Consider the following 17260-nt stretch of genomic DNA (forward strand, 5'->3'; position numbering starts at 1 on the left):
TCAACCAGTCGTGCAGGCTGTCCCGTTGAGGGTGAAGGCGCCCGGTGCCGCGCTGTTGCCGGTGTGGTTCGCCTGGTAGCCGATGCTGACGCTCGCTCCTGGTGCGAGCGCCGCGTTGTACGAGGCGTTGCTCGCCGTCACCGCGCCGGAGCCCGGCGTATAGGTGGCTCCCCAGCCGTTGGTGATGGTCTGGCCGGCGGGCAGGGTGAAGCCGAGCTGCCAGCCGTTGACCGCCGTCGTGCTCGTGTTGGTGATCGTCAGCGAGGCGGTCAGGCCGGTGTTCCAGGCGTTGGTCGTGGCGGTCACCTTGCAGGCGCCGGGCTGGGGCTGGGGTGCGGGGCCGCCGCTGCCCAGGCCGAAGAAGGTGAGGACCCGGGCCCCCATGCCATTGCTGTAGAGGTTGTGGCCGACGCCCTGGAGGCTGATCGCCTCGACGGGGGCCCGGTCACCGGTACCGCCGTAGCGGGTGCGGGTCCAGCCGGACTGGGGCGTGTCCGTGACGGAGGGGGTCTGGCCGACGCCCTGGACGTTCGTCCACTGCTTGATCATCTCCCCGAAGTTGGGGTGGCGCAGGACGTCGTCCTCGGTGCCGTGCCACAGCTGCATACGGGGCCGGGGCCCGGTGTAGCCGGGGTACGCGGCGCGGGCGATGTCGCCCCACTCCTGCGCGGTGCGGGTCACGGTGCCCTGTGCGCAGGCGCTGTTCCACTCGGAGCCGTCGGTGGTGGCGAAGCAGCCGAAGGGGACGCCGGAGAAGGCGGCGCCCGCGGCGAACACGTCCGGGTAGTCGCCGAGCAGGACGTTGGTCATCATCGCTCCGGAGGAGATGCCGGTGGCGAAGACCCGGCTCGTGTCGGCGTCGTAGGTGCGGGTGACCCAGTCGACCATCGACTTGATGCCGACCGGGTCGCTGCCGCCGTCGCGCCGGAGTGCCTGGGGCGAGGAGACGTCGAAGCACTTGCTGCTGCGGGTGACGGACGGGTAGACCACGACGAAGCCGTACCGGTCGGCGAGCGTGTCGTACTCGGTGCCGTTGTACATGTCCGGGCCGGAGCCGGTGCACCAGTGCACGGCCACCAGGACCGCCGGATGGGTGGTGACGCTGTCCGGCACGTACAGGTACATGCGCAGGTCGCTGGGGTTGGTGCCGAAGTCGGTGACCTCGGTGAGCGTCGCGGTGGGGACCACGTCGGCGGCCTCGGCGCGGGCGGAGGCCGCGGGTGCGGTGACGAGCAGTGCCGCCAACAGCGGCAGGAGAGCGGCGATTAGCGTCCGGAGCTGTCTTGTCACGGTCGTGCGGATGGGGGTGGGCACGTCCTTGTCCCTTCTGGTCGCGGCTCGTGGACGTGGTGCGGCGGTGGTTCAGCAGGAGCTGTTCGTACGGGTCAGCAGGCCGAGCTTCCAGGGGAGCCGGGAGTAGTCGCCGCTGGATGCGGGGTCCATCCCCTGGTACAGGAACTGCAGGCGGCAGGGGTCGATCGTGAGGGTCTGGTCGACGCCGTCGTGGCCGTTGCCGTCCGAGGAGAACAGGTAGCAGTCGGTGTCGTCGCAGATGACCCAGAAGTCGAGCCGGCCTCCCTCGCCCTTGTTCTCCGTGACGATCGGCGGCTCGGCGTCGAAGAAGTTCCGCGGAGCGCTCCAACTGCCCGGGTTCGCGGGGTCGTCGGTGGTGGAGAAGGACGGCGGCCCGGTCTGGTGGACCATGTACCACTTCCTCTGCGGGGCGAAGTAGAACACCTGGGGAGCGGCCGCGTACCGGTTGCCGATGTTCGGATTGGTGTCGAGGAACGTCTGGGGTGCGCCGGCCGCCTGGGACCAGTCGGCGAAGCTGGTGTGGGCCAGACTCCAGCGGCCGGAGGTGTCGGCCGTCGTCATGTAGACGTGCCACCGGTCGTCGTACCGGAAGACGGTCGGGTCCTTGACCGAGACGACCGGGTGGCCGGCATCCGGCTTGGGCGCGATCAGCGGGCTGGTGGACGACCAGGCGAAGGAGCCCGGTAGCCCGGCGACGGGGTCGGTTGCCCCGGTTAAGGAGTCGGCCCGCTCCGCCGCGGGGCTGTCGGCGTCCGCGTGGTCCGGAGCAGGGGACGGGGACACGGCCACGGCGCCGAAGGCCGCCAGAGTGAGCGCCAACGCGCCGATCAACGTACGCATATAGGGAGTCGGCATGGACTCGCCCTCTCGCAGGGAAAGCGTCCGGACAGGCATCGTGGCATGGACACGCCCATCATGGAAGCGCTCCCACGCCAGCCGTCAAGAGAGCCCTTGCCTCCCACCAGGACTGACGGATTTCTTCTGCGCAAAGCGTTGACTAGAAAGCGCTTGCATCCTACGTTCCGTTCAACAGTGTGACCGAGCCGCCCGTGCCAGACCCCCACAAGGCCACACTGTCCGCGCACGGCGTTCAACATGTCGCACATCGTTCACGTACACGATCGAGTAGGTCCTTCCGAAGGGACGCACCCGCATGCGCACTCTCCCCCCACGTGCACGCCCGCAAAGAACCGCGGTGGCGACGGCCGCCGCAGCCGCGCTCGCCACTGCGGCTGTCATGATCCTGCCCAATCAGGCCGGAGCGGCCGAGACCTCGCCGATCGGGTTCGGCGCCGGGACGACCGGCGGCGGCAGCGCCTCGGCGGTCACCGTCTCGACGCTGGACGCGTTCAAGTCGGCGGTGACCGGCAACTCGGCCAAGGTCGTGCGGGTCAACGGCCTGATCTCGCTGAGCGGTCAGGTCGACGTCGGCTCCAACACCACGGTGCTGGGCGTGGGTTCGTCGTCCGGGTTCACCGGGGGCGGGCTGCGGCTGAAGAACGTCACGAACGTCGTCGTCCGGAACCTGAACATCAGCAAGCCGCTGGCGCCGTCCGACGGCATCACGGTGCAGGCGTCGACGAAGGTGTGGATCGACCACAACTCCTTCTCGGCCGACCGCGATCACGACAAGGACTACTACGACGGCCTGTTGGACATCAATCACGGCTCGGACAACGTGACGGTGTCCTGGAACACCTTCAAGGACCACTTCAAGGGCTCGCTCGTCGGACACAGCGACAACAACGCGAGCGAGGACACCGGGCACCTGAAGGTCACGTACCACCACAACCAGTTCAGCAACGTCTACTCGCGCATCCCCAGCCTGCGCTTCGGCACCGGGCACTTCTACAACAACTACGTGGCCGGCGCGGACACCGCCTGCCACTCGCGCATGGGCGCCCAGATGCTCGTGGAGAACAACGTCTTCCGCGACACGAAGATCGCCGTCACCACGAACCGCAGCAGTGACGTCGACGGCTACGCCAACCTGCGCGGCAACGATCTCGGTGGAGCCGCGACCGAGATCTCCCAGGCCGGCACCTTCACCACGCCGCCCTACAGCTACACCGCCGAGTCCGCGTCCACCGTCGTCGCCTCGGTGACGGCCGGTGCGGGTGCCGGAAAGATCTGATCACCCCCCAGGAAAAGAAGGATCCGACCACCCCCCAACTGGAAGAAGGCATACGGGACATGACTTCACCAGCAAAGCCCCACGCCCGCCGGCGCGCACTGACCAGCGGCCTGGCCGCACTCGGGCTCTCGTCTGTCATGATCACGACAGTAGGTGCGCCACCGGCGAGCGCCGCCACCTGGCCGACGCCCACCAGCAGCCAGCCGGTGAGCTCCACGATCTCCGTGTCCGGTGTCCGGGACGGCGGCATGGTCCGCTACTACGGCAGCGGCGACCTGGCCGGTGACGGACAGGAAGAGGGTCAGGACCCGATCTTCAAGCTGGCCGCCGGCTCGACGCTGAAGAACGTCATCATCGGCGCGCCCGGCGCCGACGGCATCCACTGCGAGGGCAACTGCACTCTGCAGAACGTGTGGTGGGAGGACGTCGGCGAGGACGCCGCCACCTTCCGGGGCGGCTCCACGTACACGGTGACCGGCGGTGGCGCCAAGAAGGCCGCCGACAAGGTCTTCCAGCACAACGGGCCGGGCACGCTGAACATCTCCAACTTCGCCGTCAGCGAGTTCAAGACGCTGTACCGCTCGTGCGGCGACTGCTCCACGCAGTACACGCGCAAGGTCAACCTCAGCAACATCGAGGTGACCGGCACCGGGTCCACGGCGCGCCTCGTCGGCATCAACGTCAACCGGGGCGACGTGGCGACACTGCGCGGCATCACGATCCTCAACGACTCGAGCCGCAAGGTCATCCCGTGCCAGAAGTACAACAACAACACGGCCGTGGGCACCGGCCCGGACAGCACGAACTGCCTGTACTCCAGCTCGGACATCACCTACAGGTAGGCACCGGCCGCAGAATTCCCCCGCGGTGAAGGCGGTCGTACGAAGCGTCCCCGCACGGCGCTTCGTACGACCGCCGCGGTGCGTGTGGGCACGCGCGCGTACGTTCGCTCTCCACCCACCGGTGTTTTCGGCTACCGGCCGCCACGCGCGTGTGCGCCTTCGGCCGCCTCCTCGTGGTCACGCGCGCGTACCGCGTCGGCCACCTCCCGCCGGTAGTCCGCGTACGCGTCCCGCAGCCGCGCGCCCGGCCAGTCGGGCGGGAGGAGTTCGGGTGGCAGCACCGGATCGGCGAGCAGGTGCCGTACGACGGCCGCGAAGGCGGTGAAGCGGTCGGAGGGATGCCGCGCACGGGCGACATGGGCGAGCAGGGCGTGCCCCGTTCCGCTCCACGCGTCCAGCGGCCACAGGGTCGCGGCCAGCTCGCGCGCGGGACGGTCGGGGCGGGCCGTGCAGCGCTCGGCGACCTGGCCGAGGTCGTCCGGCAGCGGGCGCAGCAGGTTGGCGGGCCGCAGCCAGACGCCCTCGCGCAGCTCCGCGAGCCGGAGCCGGGTCAACTCGGTGCGCAGTTCCGCCCGTTCGGCCGGACCTCGACCCGTGGCCGTGACCACGACCATCTCCCAGTCGCCGGTCCAGCGCAGGGTCTCGGGGTGGACCGCCTCGTCCTGGCGGCGCTGGCGGTCCAGGAGCCGGTCGCTGAGCCGGTAGACGGTGTCCGCCCGCCGCAGGTCTCCGGCAGCCACCATCCGGCTGAGCGCGGCCCGCACAGTGGATCCCGCGATGCCGAACGGCTCCACGCTGCGCACCAGGTCCTTCACCGGCAGCTCGGGCGGATGCAGCCCCAGCAGCAGGCTCAGGACGACCGACCGGGCGGACAGCGGGCGCAGCTCCACGTCGTCGGCCTGCGGTGACGCGTTGTTCGGCATGGCCACGACTGTACGGGGCAGGGCGACGTATTACAGGATTGCTGCAGTCGCAGCGATGGTGCAACACTGACGGCATGGTCTCGATACTTGCCCAGGAGCCGTCCGGAGCCGCGCACGAGCGGTCGTCCGGGCAGTACGCCACGCACGACGTCACCAACCAGCCCCCGCCCGTGGCCCCCTACGACGCGTCCGAGGACGCGGCCCTCCTCGAAGGGCTGCGCCGTGAGGGCGCCGCATGGGCCGAGGAGGACATCCGTCGGCTGGGCCGGCGGGCCGGCGGCGCCGAGGCCCAGGAGTGGGGTGAGCAGGCCAACCGTTTCGAGCCCGAGCTGCGGACACACGACCGGTACGGCCATCGCGTCGACGAGGTCGAGTTCCATCCGAGCTGGCACCACCTGATGCGGGTCGCGGTCGCCGAGGGGCTGGCGGCGGCGCCCTGGGCGGACGAGCGGCCCGGCGCCCATGTCGCCCGGACCGCGGGCGGGCTGGTGTGGGGGCACACCGAGGCCGGGCACGGCTGTCCGACGTCGATGACGTACGCCGCCGTCCCCGTGCTGCGTCGCCAGCCCGAGCTCGCGAAGGTCTACGAGCCCCTGCTGACCAGCCGGGAGTACGACCCGGGGCTGCGTGTGCCGACCGAGAAGCGGGGTCTGCTCGCGGGCATGGGGATGACCGAGAAGCAGGGTGGCTCCGACGTCCGTACGAACACGACCACGGCCTGGCCGAGCGCCGAGCCCGGTGTGTACACGCTGCGTGGGCACAAGTGGTTCACCTCGGCGCCCATGTGCGACGTCTTCCTGGTGCTGGCCCAGGCACCCGGCGGTCTGTCCTGTTTCCTGGTGCCGCGCGTCCTGCCCGACGGCAGCCGCAACACCTTCCGTATCCAGCGCCTCAAGGACAAGCTGGGCAACCGTTCCAACGCCTCCTCGGAGCCCGAGTTCGACGGGACCGTCGCCTGGCTGGTCGGGCCCGAGGGACGCGGCGTCAAGACGATCATCGAGATGGTCAACTGCACCCGGCTGGACTGCGTGATGTCCTCGGCGACGCTGATGCGCAAGACCCTCGTCGAGGCGGGGCACCATGTGCGCCACCGCAGCGCGTTCGGGGCGCGGCTCATCGACCAGCCGCTGATGCGCAACGTCCTGGCCGACCTCGCGCTGGAGTCCGAGGCCGCGACGACGCTCACCCTGCGGCTGGCCGGTGCGGCGGACCGGACGGTGCGCGGGGAGGGCGCGGACGGGGGCGAGGCCGCATTCCGCCGGATCGCCACCGCCGTCGGCAAGTACTGGGTCACCAAGCGGGGCCCGGCCTTCACCGCGGAGGCCCTGGAGTGTCTGGGCGGCAACGGCTACGTCGAGGACTCGGGCATGCCGCGCCACTACCGCGAGGCTCCGCTGCTGTCGATCTGGGAGGGCTCGGGGAACGTCAACGCCCTCGACGTGCTGCGCGCGTTGGTCAAGGAGCCGGGCACCGCCGAGGCGCTCTTCGCCGAACTCGCCCTGGCGCAGGGTGCGGACACTCGGCTCGACGCGTCCGTCACCCGCCTGAAGAGCCTGCTGTCCACCGGCTCCGAGGCCGGCGCCCGCCGCCTGGTCGAGCTCATGGCCCTGACCCTCCAAGCCTCCCTCCTGGTCCGCCACGCCCCCGCGACCGTCGCCGACGCCTTCTGCGCGACGCGCCTGGGCGGCGACTGGGGGCATGCGTTCGGGACGCTGCCGGATGCGGCGGACGTGGACGGGATCCTGGGGCGGGCGCTGCCGGGTGGGGAGTGAGGCTGGGGCGGGAGGTTGAGGCGTGAGGCTGGGCCGGGATGACGGGGGTGGCGGTCGCCGAGATGGCGTGGTCCGGGTGGGGGTTGAGGGATCGGGGACTTGCCGGCGGAGTGGGCGACCATCGCCGAGCTGAGGTAGCACGGGTAGTTAGGCCGAGGGCAGGGGCGTAGCCGGCGGCGTGGACGGTCATTGCCGGACGGTCATTGCCGAGCTGAGGTGGCCCCGGTGACGGCGTCGAGGGATCGGGGCGCAGCCCGCCGCGCGGACGGCCGACGCCGAGCTGAGGCGACCCCGGTGACGGCGCCGAAAGACTGGTGTCGGCGGAGCCGTTGGTGCGACGGGGGCGCCTTCGCACTCGAGGGTGCACGGCTCGTATGACGGGCTGCGGACTTGTCAGTCGGGTCACCGAATGCCTGCCGCGGGCCGATCCACATCAGGCCGGCGGCCGGGACGATCTCGGCCGCGTGACCGTGTCCCCGTAGCTGAGGGGGCGGGCCGATCCATATCAAGCCCTCGTCCGGCGCGGCCCGGGCCGCGCGAGCGCGTCCTGCCCCGTCACGCCGACCTCTACCCCACCGTCCGCCCCACTCTCCCCAGACCCCTCACCTCGTCGTCCATCCCACTCCCCCTAAAGCCCTCACCCCGTCGTCCGCCCACCCCACAACGGCCCGAACCGCGCCCATTCATAGCCCCACTGATCGATGCGCCGGCTCTCCAGGCGGCTGCGCAGGGCTCGGCCCGCGACGAAGGGGACGGACGCCGCGGACACGCCGGCGAGGCCGCCGACCAGGGCGGCGCGTGAGCGGGCCTCGGACGGAGAGGCGGGCTTGGTCACCAGGCGGCCCTGGGGGTCCGTCCAGACGGTCACCGGTGTGCCGACGTCGCTGCCGGGCCGGACGCGGGCCTGGCCGGTGTGCGTGGAACCGTCCTGCGCGCTCCAGCGGACCTTCGCCCACACGGTCGCGCCGCTCGGCGTGACCGTGCGCGAGTCGGCCGTGCCGGGCGCCTGCTCGGTGAGCAGCGCGACGACCGGCCGCCACTCCACGCGCTCTCTGGCCATGCCGCGCTCGACCGTGCCGGCCGTCGCCAGGCCGGCCAGCACTCCGGCGAGGGCGGTGAGTGCCCAGGCGGCGAGCAGTACCCAGGCCTCCACCGCATCGGCCCGGCGCTTGAGCGGATTGCGCCGCCAACGCCACAGCCACACCTTCGGACCACGGAACGCCATCGAAGGCTTCCTCCTCATGAGCACACGAACATGCCGGACCGACCGCACTTCCATACGGGAGACGACAGCCGGTTGCTCACGGCACGCACTCGGGAGTCGAGCGTCACACGGACCCTGCCGCCCTCGTGGGCGACTTCGCGAAAGTGCCCCGCGGCGCGCGGCGGCGAGCTATCCTCGCCGCCCTGACCTGCGACGTAGACCTTTCCAGAGGTGACTGTCAGTGCCGGGGTGCAGACTGGCCCGTGTCTGAGACAAAGGCGTCGCGGAGGTGATCGGCATGACCGAGGTACTACTCGCCGTGGGCACGCGCAAAGGCCTGTTCATCGGGCGGAGGCGAGGTGGCAGCTGGGAGTTCGACGAGAGTCCGTACTTCAACGCGCAGGCCGTGTACTCGGTCGCCATCGACACCCGGGGCGAGCGTCCGCGGCTGCTGGCCGGCGGCGACAGCGCGCACTGGGGCCCGTCCGTGTTCCACTCCGACGACCTCGGGCACACCTGGACCGAACCGGCGCGGCCGGCCGTCAAGTTCCCGAAGGACACGGAGACCTCCCTGGAGCGGGTCTGGCAACTGCACCCGGCGGCCGCGGAGCCGGACGTGGTCTACGCGGGCACGGAACCGGCCGCGCTGTACCGCTCGGAGGACCGCGGCGAGACCTTCGACCTGATCCGCCCGCTGTGGGAACACCCGACGCGGTCGAAGTGGGTGCCGGGCGGCGGCGGTGAGGGCCTGCACACCGTGATCACGGACAAGCGCGACCCCAAGGCCGTGACGGTCGCCGTCTCGACGGCCGGGGTGTTCAAGACCGCCGACGGAGGCGCGAGCTGGGCTCCTTCCAACTCCGGTGTCTCCGCGGTGTTCCTGCCGGATCCCAACCCGGAGTTCGGCCAGTGCGTGCACAAGATCGCGCAGGACGCCACGACCCCTGACCGTCTCTATCTGCAGAACCACTGGGGCGTGTACCGCAGCGACGACGCGGGCGCGCACTGGACGGACATCGGCGAGGGCCTGCCGTCCACCTTCGGCTTCGCTGCCGCCGCCCACCCCCACCGCGGCGGGACGGCGTACGTCTTCCCGATCAACGCCGACTCCGACCGCGTACCGGCCGACCATCGATGTCGCGTGTTCCGTACGGCGGACGCGGGCAAGACCTGGGAGCCGCTGTCGACGGGCCTGCCGCAGGAGGACCACTACGGCACGGTGCTGCGCGACGCCATGTGCACGGACGACGCGGACCCGGCGGGCGTGTACTTCGGCAACCGCAACGGCGAGGTGTTCGCGTCGGCCGACGATGGCGACAGCTGGCAGCAGTTGGCATCGCACCTGCCGGACGTGCTGTGCGTGCGGGCCGCGGTGATCGGATGAGCCGTCAGGGCTTACGGGCCGGCCTTGGCCACTGGTTGATCGCCACTGTCCGTACGGCAGTAGGGTGACGCCCGTGGCACCACGACCCTTGCATGAAATCGTCGAACCGGGCTGGGCGAAGGCCCTGGAACCCGTTGCCGAACGGATCGCCGCGATGGGCGACTTCCTGCGCGCGGAGATCGGCGCGGGACGCACCTATCTGCCGGCCGGGCCGAACGTCCTGCGGGCCTTCCAGCAGCCCTTCGACGACGTGCGGGTCCTGATCGTCGGACAGGACCCGTACCCGACACCGGGACATGCCGTGGGGCTGTCGTTCTCGGTGGCGCCCGACGTGCGTCCGCTGCCCGGCAGCCTCATCAACATCTACCGGGAGCTGAACACCGACCTGGGGCTGCCGCAGCCGTCCAACGGCGATCTGACGCCGTGGACCGAGCAGGGTGTGCTGCTGCTCAACAGGGCGCTCACCACGGCCCCGCGCAAACCGGCCGCCCACCGCGGCAAGGGCTGGGAGGAGGTCACCGAGCAGGCCATTCGCGCACTGGCCGGACGCGGCAAGCCGCTGGTGTCCATCCTCTGGGGACGCGACGCCCGCAACCTCCGCCCCCTGCTCGGCAACCTCCCGTCGGTCGAGTCCGCGCACCCCTCCCCCATGTCCGCCGACCGCGGCTTCTTCGGCTCCCGCCCGTTCAGCCGGGCCAACGACCTGCTGATCCGGCAGGGAGGACAGCCGGTGGACTGGCGCCTGCCGTGACCGACCCCTCCGGGTTCCTCGCCGTCGACTCCGGTGGGTCCGGGCTGCGCGTCGTCGTCGGGACCGTGGCCCGGGGTGCGCTGGCCCGCCGGGAGTCACGCGATCCGGTGCGTACCGGGGATCGGGGCATCGACCCCGGGCATCTGATGGAGCAACTGGTTCCCATGGTGCGGTCGTCGGTCGCCGAGGCCGGTGTCGATCGGCTGGGGGCGGCCGTGATCGGGGCCGCCGGGCTCGCCTCGCTGGGTGATGCCCTGCGCGCCGAGCTTCCGGCCGCGCTGGGGCGGGAGTTCGGCATCGGGCGGGTCGCTCTCGTCGCCGATGCCGTCACCGCGTATGTCGGCGCCCTCGGGTCCCGGCCGGGTGCCGTCGTCGCCGCCGGTACGGGGCTGATCGCGATGGGCACGGATCTGACGCGCTGGCACCGTGCCGACGGCTGGGGGCATCTGCTCGGCGACTGCGGCAGCGGTGCCTGGATCGGGCGGGCGGGGCTGGAGGCGGCGCTGCGCGCGTACGACGGGCGGAGCGGCGGGTCGGCCGGGCTGCTGGCCCGCGCCGAGGAACTGTTCGGCCCGATCCAGGGACTGCCCGCCAAGCTGTATCCGCGCCAGGACCGTCCCGCCGTCCTCGCCTCCTTCGCTCCCCACGTGGCCGCCCGCGCCGACACCGACCCGATCGCCGCGGAGATCCTGCGCGCCGCAGCTCGGCACATGGCCGAGTCCGCGGCGGCCGTGTGCCCCGGCACCGGTGAGCCCCAAGTCGCGCTCACCGGCGGCCTGTTCAAGATGGGCGACCCTCTTGTCGTACCTCTGGAAGAGGAGTTGGCGAAGCGGCTGCCGCACGCACGGCGGGTGCCGGCCGCCGGGGATCCGTTGCTGGGGTCGGTGCGGATCGCGACCGATCTGGCGACGGACGCGCTCACTCTGCCGAGTGACGACAGGCTGCTCTGCGTGGTGACAGAAAGCCGGTGACCCAAAAGGGGGACTGATCCCCCACGCCGTTCGGTTCCGCACTGCAGGTAACTCAATCAGACAAAAGCGGACGGATACCGCTCACCTGCACCCTCCCCGAACAGGGGAGCCCAAGAAGCCAGTAACATGCGTCGCCATGAGCTCCCCCACTGGGCCCGCGTCCGGCCTGCCAGTACGAATGCCGCGACCTCGTCAGCCCGGGCGGCACCGCCGACCCGAGCCCCTGGCGGCTCCCGAGGGCGCGCCCGCGCTCGTTCTCGCGGTGCCGGGCACGCCGAGCGCCGCCACCCGTGGCCTCGCCGAGGAGGTCGTGAGCATCGCCCGCTCCGAGCTTCCCGGTCTCGACGCCCGGATCGGGTACGTCGACGGTGACGACGCGGAGTTCCCCACGATCCAGGCCGTGCTCGTGCACGCCGCGGAGGAGCGCACCGCCCGCTACGAGCAGGCGCTCGCCGCAGGCGTGGAGGTCAAGGAGCCGGAGGGGCCCGTCGCCGTCGTGGTGCCGCTGCTGGCCGGCCCGGACAACGCGCTGCTGCGCGTCATCCGTCAGGCCGTGATGGACAGCCGGGTCGCGGCCGACCTGACCGACGTGCTGGGCCCGCACCCGCTGCTGGCCGAGGCGCTGCACGTGCGCCTGTCGGAGGCCGGGCTGGCCCGCGCCGACCGTGCCCGCCTGTTCACCGTGGCGACCGCCGCTGACGGCATCGTCCTGGCCTCGGTCGGTGGCGAGGAGGCCGTGCAGGCGGCCGGGATCACCGGCATGCTGCTCGCCGCGCGTCTGGCCGTGCCGGTGATGGCGGCGGCCCTGGACCAGGAAGGCTCGATCTCGGCGGTGGCCGAGCAGCTGCGGTCCTCGGGCTCGCAGCAGCTGGCGCTGGCGCCGTACCTGATAGGGCCGGAGATCGACCCGAGCCTGATCGCGGAGGCCGCGCAGGAGGCGGGCTGCTCCGCCGCCGAGGCGCTCGGCCCGTACCCGGCGATCGGCAAGCTCGCCCTGTCCAAGTACACGACGGCGCTGGGCATCGCCCCGCAGCAGCCGCAGGGCACGCCGGTCCGCTGACGCGCAGACCGCAGCCGCAGATGTGACGCCGAAGGCCCGCTCCTCATCGGGGAGCGGGCCTTCGGCGTACGGTCATGCCCGGCCCGCCTCCGGGCCGATGACCACGCAGGACGCGGCGGGGGCCTCGATGGAGCCCTCGTAGCGCGGCAGACCCCGGTCCGGGTCCAGGGCGAACCACGACACGTCACCGGAGCGCTCGTTCGCGACGTACAGGAACCCTCCCGCCTCGGTGATCGCGCGCGGCCAGTGCCCGGCGCAGGTCACCGTCCCGGTCAGCCGCAGTTCGTCGCCCTCGACGGCGAACGTGGACAGCACGTCCTCGCCGCGTGTCGCGGTCCATACGAAGCGGCCGTCGGGCGAGGCGACGATCCCCGAGGGATAGGCGTCGCCGGCCGGTGCCCCCGGCAGGACCGGCGTCTCCACCAGGGGCTTCAGCGTGCCGTCGTCGGCGTCCCAGTGGCAGACGGTGACGGTGGGGGTGAGTTCGTTGAGGACGTAGGCGTAGGTGCCGTACGGGTGGAAGGCCAGGTGGCGGGGTCCGGAGCCCGGCCGCAGGGCGATCTCCCGGTGCAGGTCGAGCGGGCCGTCGGCCAGGGTGCACACCCGCACCGAGTCGGTGCCGAGGTCGACGCTGACGGCCCAGCGGCCGCTCGGGTCGGGCAGCACCTGGTGGGCGTGCGGGCCCTGCTGGCGGGGCGTGTGCGGGCCGGAGCCGGTGTGGCGCAGGACGGCGGACGGGGCGTCCGCGAGGGTGCCGTCGGCGCGGACGGGGACGGCACTGACGCTGCCGGAGCCGTAGTTGGCGGTCAGGACGTGGCCGGCGAACAGGCTGAGGTGCACGGGCCCGCTCCCGCCCACCGGCACCGGCGGTCCGAGCGGCTCCGGCGTGTGTCCGGTCACGCGGTACGCGGCCACCGCGCCCTCGGCCGTCTCACTGACGGCGTAGAGCGTGTCGCCGCCCGGCGACAGGGCCAGGTACGCGGGGTCGGGCAGGTCGTCCACACCGCTCAGGACGGTCAGCGCGCCGCTGCTCCCGTCCACGGCGGCCGTGATGATGCCCTGGCCACCGGCCGCCGTGAACGACCCGATGTAGGCCCGCCCTCGCCTCCTGCCGACGTCTGCCACCGCTGTCCCCTTCCGGTCGGGTGCCGTCCGGGGCGACGGTAGCAGTGGATCAGTATCGGTCTAGACCAAGAGTCCCGTGCCGCAGGGAGAGTTCCGTACGGCACACCCCACCGGGCTCACACCGGGCTCCCCCGCGGGCCGCTCCCGCGCGGCTCGCGGGGTCCGTGACGTCCGATGGCGCGGAGTTACCCGGCGATGCGGCTGATCCACCCTCCGGATGGCCGATAAAGCGATCGGCTGGATCGGCGTGGCGGGCAGCCGGACGGTGTCGCCGGCGGCGGTCCAGGGCATGACGGCGTCGATGAACCCCATGAACGAATGTGGCGCGAGCCACCGCGCGGGCTCGCTCACGCCTCGCCGTCTCCGGAATGGGCGAACCGGGTCAGCAGATCCATCAACTGCTCGGGCTCACCGGGCGCCAGTCCGGCGACCAGCCCCTCGGCCAGCGGTTCCGCCGCCGCATGAGCCGCGTCGAAGAGTTCGAGCCCTTGGGGCGTGATCTCCACCGACCGCGCCCGCCGGTCCCCCGGGACGGCCTTGCGGACGGCCAGCCCTTTGCGTTCCAGGTCGTCCACGACCCGCATGATCCCGGCCTTGTCCGACCCGGTCGCCGCCGCCAGGTCCCGCTGCACCGTGGGCCCCTGGTCGACCAGCACGATCAGCACGGCGAAATGCCGCAGCTCGACACCCAGCGGCCGGAGCGCCTCGCTCATCACCGCGGCCGCGCGCCAGTGCGCACGGCGCAGCAGCAGCCCGAGAGCGAACGGCGAGGCGCCACCGGGACGGCCGGTGGCACGCGCGGCAGGGGCGGGGACGTCGGCGGTCATGAGGTCACCGTACCGCCGCCCACTCGATCGATACGGTATCGACTGAAACCAAATGGCCTGCGGGAAGGCGGAAGCCCTACGGCTGCTGCGCCACGAGCCGTGAACCGGAACCGGACGGCGTGCGCAGCGGCTGGGCCAGTTCGGCCAGCGCCCGCTCGAGCCCGTGCAGGTGGGCCAGCGCGGGGTCCGACGCGGCTGGCTGCGTGGTCGGGGCGGTGACGTCAGTGCCGCCGGTGAGCGCCTCGACCGCGGCTTCCACACGCCAGCACGCGGCGGCCAGCCGGGCGTCGTGCGAGGCCTCCGGGTCGGCGGCGACGGCGACCAGGCCGCGGATCTCGCGGGCGCAGTCGTCGAGCAGGGCCAGGACCTGTCGAGCGCGCCGCTTGCGGGCCGGCACCGGGTTCAGCGGGTGCACCAGCGGGGCGACCGAGAGCCGTACCCGAGCCAGCAGCTGCTCCAGTTCGGCCACCCGCGAGGCCGGGTCGGCACTCTCGTCACCGGCGAGGCGGGCGGCGGCCTCGGCGGTGGCCGCGTGGACGCAGCGCAGGGCGCGCTGGATCCAGGCGTCGGTGACGGTGTGCGTGGTGACCGGCAGGACGAACAGCACGGCCAGCACGGCGCCGACCGCCCCGACGCCGGTCTCGGCGAGCCGCAGCGCCAGCAGGGCGGGATCGAGGACGCCCAGGAGGCCGTAGAGGAGCTCGGCGAGCACCGTGACGCAGAGCATCATCCAGGTGTAGGAGACGGCGGCGGTGTAGAAGATGCCGAAGACGCAGACGGCTAGGAGCACGGCCGTCGGGATTCCCGCGCCGTTCAGCGGGACGGCGACCAGCAGGCCGAGGCCGATGCCGATCACCGTGCCGAGGACCCTGCGGAAGCCGCGGACCAGGGTCTCGCCGCGCGAGGTGGTGTTGACGAAGATCCACCAGGTGGCGCCGACGGCCCAGTACCAGCGCTGCCCGGACACCAGCTGGCCCACGACCAGGGCGAAGCCCGCGCCGGCGGTGGCCTGGATCGCCTGGCGCGTGGTCACGCGGGCCAGTCCGCTGCCGCCCGGCGGTGCGGGCACGGGGGCCGGGGGCATCCGGCGCTCGTAGCACCACAGCCCGAAGCGCACCGCCGACGCGGTGAGCAGGGACAGCAGGACGGCGGCGTAGAGCTCGGGGAGCTGCCCCGGGGTCGCCTGGAGGAACTGCGCCACGAAGAAGGTCATGAACGCGAACACGCCGAGGCTGTGCCCGCGCGGCCCCCAACGGCGGGCGTACACACCGGCGCCGATGACGGCGAGGAAGGTGAGGTCGCGGGCGACCGGGTGGTCGTGCAGCTCGGCCGCCGCCGCGAGGACGGGGAGGCCGACGAGGGGCAGCAGCGCGGTGGTGAGCGCCTGGCCGCGGACCGTGGCGTCGGTGACGGTGAACAGGGCGAGCAGCGCGGCGAGCCCGCCGGTGACGGCGCCGACGAGGGAGTGTCCGGCCACCCCGCAGACGACGACCGCGAGCCCGATGCCGAGGACGGCCCGCATGGCGAAGCGCAGCCGCGCCCGCCCCGGGTCCGGCGCCGCGAACACCCTCTTCAGCACTACTCTCCGCCCCTTCGCACCGGCATGAAAAAGGCGCCGCGGGGTCCGCAGCGCCATCGACCGGTCCATTGCAGCATCACCGGGGAGACTGGCTCAAGTGCCACCCAATATGCTGGGCCATTGGCACAGACATACCGGTCCCGGCACGTCCATCAGCGAGCCAACGGACCACAAGCGAGGAAGGGCCGGACCCCATGGCCGTGGACGAGCTCGACACCCGCATCCTGCGGCTGCTCCTGGAGCAGCCCCGCACCAGCGTCCGTGAGTACGCCCGCATCCTCGGCGTCGCGCGCGGCACGCTGCAGGCGAGGCTCGACCGGCTGGAGCGGGACGGCGTGGTCACCGGCACGGGGCCCACCCTCTCCCCCGCCGCCCTCGGCCATCCGGTGCTGGCCTTCGTGCACATCGAGGTCACCCAGGGCCACCTCGACGACGTGGGCGACGCACTGGCCGCCGTACCGGAGATCGTCGAGGCCTTCTCGATCACGGGCGGCGGGGATCTGCTGACCCGCGTGGTGGCCCGCGACAACGCCCACCTGGAGGACGTGATCCAGAAGCTGATCAGCCTGCCCGGCGTGGTCCGCACCCGCTCCGAGGTGGCCCTGCGCGAGCGCGTCCCGCACCGGCTCCTGCCGCTGGTGGAGTCGATCGGGCGGGCGGCGGCCCGGAGATGACCTTTGACATGCTGGGGCCATGAGCGGTCTCGGCGGTACTTCGGTCATCTTCGATCTCGACGGAACACTCGTGGACAGCGAGCCCCACTACTTCGAGGCGGGCCGCGACATCCTGGCCGAGCACGGGGTTCCCGGCTTCACGTGGGCGGATCACGAGCGGTACGTCGGCATCAGCACGCTGGAGACGGTCACGCTCTGGAAGCGGGAGTACGGTCTGCGGGCCTCCGTCGACGAGCTGCTAGCCGCCAAGAACCGTCGCTATCTGGAACTCGCCCGCACCTCCACGCGCGCGTACCCGCAGATGCGCGAGTTCGTGGAACTGCTGGCGAGCGAGGGTGTCCCGATGGCCGTGGCGTCGGGCTCGTCGCCCGAGGCCATCACGGCGATCCTGGCCGGCACGGGCCTGGACACCCATCTGCGCACCGTCGTCTCGGCCGACGAGGTCGACCGCGGCAAGCCCGCTCCCGACGTCTTCCTGGAGGCGGCCCGCCGACTGGGCGTCGCACCGGGCGACTGCGTGGTCCTGGAGGACGCGGCCCCCGGCGCCGCCGCGGCCCACGCCGCCGGGATGCGGTGCATCGCGATCCCGTACGTGGCCGCACAGGCCGATGCCCCGGAGTTCGCGACGGCCGATCTCCTACTGCGGGGCGGTCAGGGAGAGTTCACGGCGCGCGCGGCGTACGACTGGCTCCTGAACTGA

Annotated in this window: 16 protein-coding genes and 1 pseudogene; 9 read left to right on the plus strand and 8 right to left on the minus strand. The window is 72.0% G+C overall.

Annotated elements, in window-relative coordinates; all coding sequences use genetic code 11:
* Both ABD932_RS39535 and ABD932_RS39540 read right to left on the minus strand, forming a co-directional pair.
* Complete coding sequence (locus ABD932_RS39535; protein ID WP_345020752.1) at nucleotides 1–1314, minus strand: extracellular catalytic domain type 1 short-chain-length polyhydroxyalkanoate depolymerase; 1314 nt, start codon at nucleotides 1312–1314, stop codon at nucleotides 1–3.
* Nucleotides 1315–1362: 48 nt separating this feature from the next.
* Complete coding sequence (locus ABD932_RS39540) at nucleotides 1363–2169, minus strand: non-reducing end alpha-L-arabinofuranosidase family hydrolase (RefSeq protein WP_345020754.1); 807 nt, start codon at nucleotides 2167–2169, stop codon at nucleotides 1363–1365.
* Between the two features lie 298 nt (nucleotides 2170–2467).
* Between ABD932_RS39540 and ABD932_RS39545 the strand changes: the two genes are divergently transcribed.
* Together ABD932_RS39545 and ABD932_RS39550 are read left to right on the plus strand one after the other, a co-directional pair.
* Entirely contained in the window at nucleotides 2468–3448 is a 981-nt protein-coding gene (locus tag ABD932_RS39545; protein ID WP_345020756.1) for a pectate lyase family protein, read from the plus strand.
* Nucleotides 3449–3507: 59 nt separating this feature from the next.
* Nucleotides 3508–4290 (plus strand): pectate lyase, encoded by a 783-nt coding sequence (locus ABD932_RS39550; protein WP_345020758.1) that lies wholly within the window; start codon nucleotides 3508–3510, stop codon nucleotides 4288–4290.
* Nucleotides 4291–4421: 131 nt separating this feature from the next.
* Here ABD932_RS39550 and ABD932_RS39555 read toward each other — a convergent pair whose 3' ends face one another.
* Nucleotides 4422–5213 (minus strand): PaaX family transcriptional regulator C-terminal domain-containing protein, encoded by a 792-nt coding sequence (locus ABD932_RS39555; protein WP_345020760.1) that lies wholly within the window; start codon nucleotides 5211–5213, stop codon nucleotides 4422–4424.
* Nucleotides 5214–5287: 74 nt separating this feature from the next.
* Here ABD932_RS39555 and ABD932_RS39560 point away from each other — a divergent pair, with 74 nt between their 5' ends.
* On the plus strand, nucleotides 5288–6985 hold the full coding sequence (locus tag ABD932_RS39560) for a DNA alkylation response protein (RefSeq protein ID WP_345020762.1): 1698 nt from the start codon (nucleotides 5288–5290) through the stop codon (nucleotides 6983–6985).
* Nucleotides 6986–7622: 637 nt separating this feature from the next.
* Here ABD932_RS39560 and ABD932_RS39565 read toward each other — a convergent pair.
* On the minus strand, nucleotides 7623–8210 hold the full coding sequence (locus ABD932_RS39565) for an Rv1733c family protein (protein WP_345020763.1): 588 nt from the start codon (nucleotides 8208–8210) through the stop codon (nucleotides 7623–7625).
* A gap of 277 nt (nucleotides 8211–8487) precedes the next feature.
* Here ABD932_RS39565 and ABD932_RS39570 point away from each other — a divergent pair, with 277 nt between their 5' ends.
* From ABD932_RS39570 to ABD932_RS39585, 4 genes are all read left to right on the plus strand, one after another.
* Complete coding sequence (locus ABD932_RS39570) at nucleotides 8488–9573, plus strand: WD40/YVTN/BNR-like repeat-containing protein (RefSeq protein ID WP_345020765.1); 1086 nt, start codon at nucleotides 8488–8490, stop codon at nucleotides 9571–9573.
* A 73-nt stretch (nucleotides 9574–9646) separates the two neighbouring features.
* A complete protein-coding gene (locus ABD932_RS39575) occupies nucleotides 9647–10324 on the plus strand; it encodes a uracil-DNA glycosylase (RefSeq protein ID WP_345020767.1) in 678 nt (225 codons plus the stop codon).
* Complete coding sequence (locus tag ABD932_RS39580; protein ID WP_345020769.1) at nucleotides 10321–11295, plus strand: N-acetylglucosamine kinase; 975 nt, start codon at nucleotides 10321–10323, stop codon at nucleotides 11293–11295. The genes ABD932_RS39575 and ABD932_RS39580 overlap by 4 nt, the downstream gene beginning before the upstream one ends.
* A gap of 136 nt (nucleotides 11296–11431) precedes the next feature.
* A complete protein-coding gene (locus ABD932_RS39585; RefSeq protein WP_345020770.1) occupies nucleotides 11432–12355 on the plus strand; it encodes a sirohydrochlorin chelatase in 924 nt (307 codons plus the stop codon).
* 72 nt (nucleotides 12356–12427) lie between these two features.
* Here ABD932_RS39585 and ABD932_RS39590 read toward each other — a convergent pair whose 3' ends face one another.
* The 4 genes and pseudogenes from ABD932_RS39590 to ABD932_RS39605 form a co-directional block, all read right to left on the minus strand.
* On the minus strand, nucleotides 12428–13480 hold the full coding sequence (locus tag ABD932_RS39590; RefSeq protein ID WP_345020772.1) for a lactonase family protein: 1053 nt from the start codon (nucleotides 13478–13480) through the stop codon (nucleotides 12428–12430).
* 228 nt (nucleotides 13481–13708) lie between these two features.
* Nucleotides 13709–13795 (minus strand): annotated as a pseudogene (locus ABD932_RS39595) (LysR family transcriptional regulator); the annotation flags it as partial.
* 32 nt (nucleotides 13796–13827) lie between these two features.
* The gene (locus tag ABD932_RS39600; RefSeq protein ID WP_345020774.1) at nucleotides 13828–14307 is read right to left on the minus strand and encodes a MarR family winged helix-turn-helix transcriptional regulator; all 480 of its coding nucleotides are present in this window, start codon (nucleotides 14305–14307) and stop codon (nucleotides 13828–13830) included.
* Nucleotides 14308–14383: 76 nt separating this feature from the next.
* Nucleotides 14384–15886, minus strand: a complete 1503-nt coding sequence (locus ABD932_RS39605; protein WP_345020776.1) for an FUSC family protein — start codon at nucleotides 15884–15886, stop codon at nucleotides 14384–14386.
* A 194-nt stretch (nucleotides 15887–16080) separates the two neighbouring features.
* Between ABD932_RS39605 and ABD932_RS39610 the strand changes: the two genes are divergently transcribed.
* Nucleotides 16081–16560: an Lrp/AsnC family transcriptional regulator gene (locus ABD932_RS39610; protein WP_126389169.1), complete on the plus strand. Its 480-nt coding sequence runs from the start codon at nucleotides 16081–16083 to the stop codon at nucleotides 16558–16560.
* A gap of 19 nt (nucleotides 16561–16579) precedes the next feature.
* Nucleotides 16580–17260 carry an HAD family hydrolase gene (locus ABD932_RS39615; protein ID WP_345020778.1) on the plus strand — a complete coding sequence of 227 codons (681 nt, stop codon included), beginning with the start codon at nucleotides 16580–16582 and terminating at the stop codon, nucleotides 17258–17260.

This window comes from Streptomyces shaanxiensis (assembly GCF_039537145.1).
GTDB classification, from domain to species: Bacteria; Actinomycetota; Actinomycetes; order Streptomycetales; family Streptomycetaceae; genus Streptomyces; species Streptomyces shaanxiensis.

Coding starts and splice junctions, on each gene's coding strand:
- ABD932_RS39555 (WP_345020760.1), bottom strand. CDS start 5,213: ATGCCGAACAACGCGTCACCGCAGGCCGACGACGTGGAGCTGCGCCCG.
- ABD932_RS39540 (WP_345020754.1), bottom strand. CDS start 2,169: ATGCCGACTCCCTATATGCGTACGTTGATCGGCGCGTTGGCGCTCACT.
- ABD932_RS39585 (WP_345020770.1), top strand. CDS start 11,432: ATGAGCTCCCCCACTGGGCCCGCGTCCGGCCTGCCAGTACGAATGCCG.
- ABD932_RS39565 (WP_345020763.1), bottom strand. CDS start 8,210: ATGGCGTTCCGTGGTCCGAAGGTGTGGCTGTGGCGTTGGCGGCGCAAT.
- ABD932_RS39610 (WP_126389169.1), top strand. CDS start 16,081: ATGGCCGTGGACGAGCTCGACACCCGCATCCTGCGGCTGCTCCTGGAG.
- ABD932_RS39570 (WP_345020765.1), top strand. CDS start 8,488: ATGACCGAGGTACTACTCGCCGTGGGCACGCGCAAAGGCCTGTTCATC.
- ABD932_RS39545 (WP_345020756.1), top strand. CDS start 2,468: ATGCGCACTCTCCCCCCACGTGCACGCCCGCAAAGAACCGCGGTGGCG.
- ABD932_RS39600 (WP_345020774.1), bottom strand. CDS start 14,307: ATGACCGCCGACGTCCCCGCCCCTGCCGCGCGTGCCACCGGCCGTCCC.
- ABD932_RS39615 (WP_345020778.1), top strand. CDS start 16,580: ATGAGCGGTCTCGGCGGTACTTCGGTCATCTTCGATCTCGACGGAACA.
- ABD932_RS39550 (WP_345020758.1), top strand. CDS start 3,508: ATGACTTCACCAGCAAAGCCCCACGCCCGCCGGCGCGCACTGACCAGC.
- ABD932_RS39560 (WP_345020762.1), top strand. CDS start 5,288: ATGGTCTCGATACTTGCCCAGGAGCCGTCCGGAGCCGCGCACGAGCGG.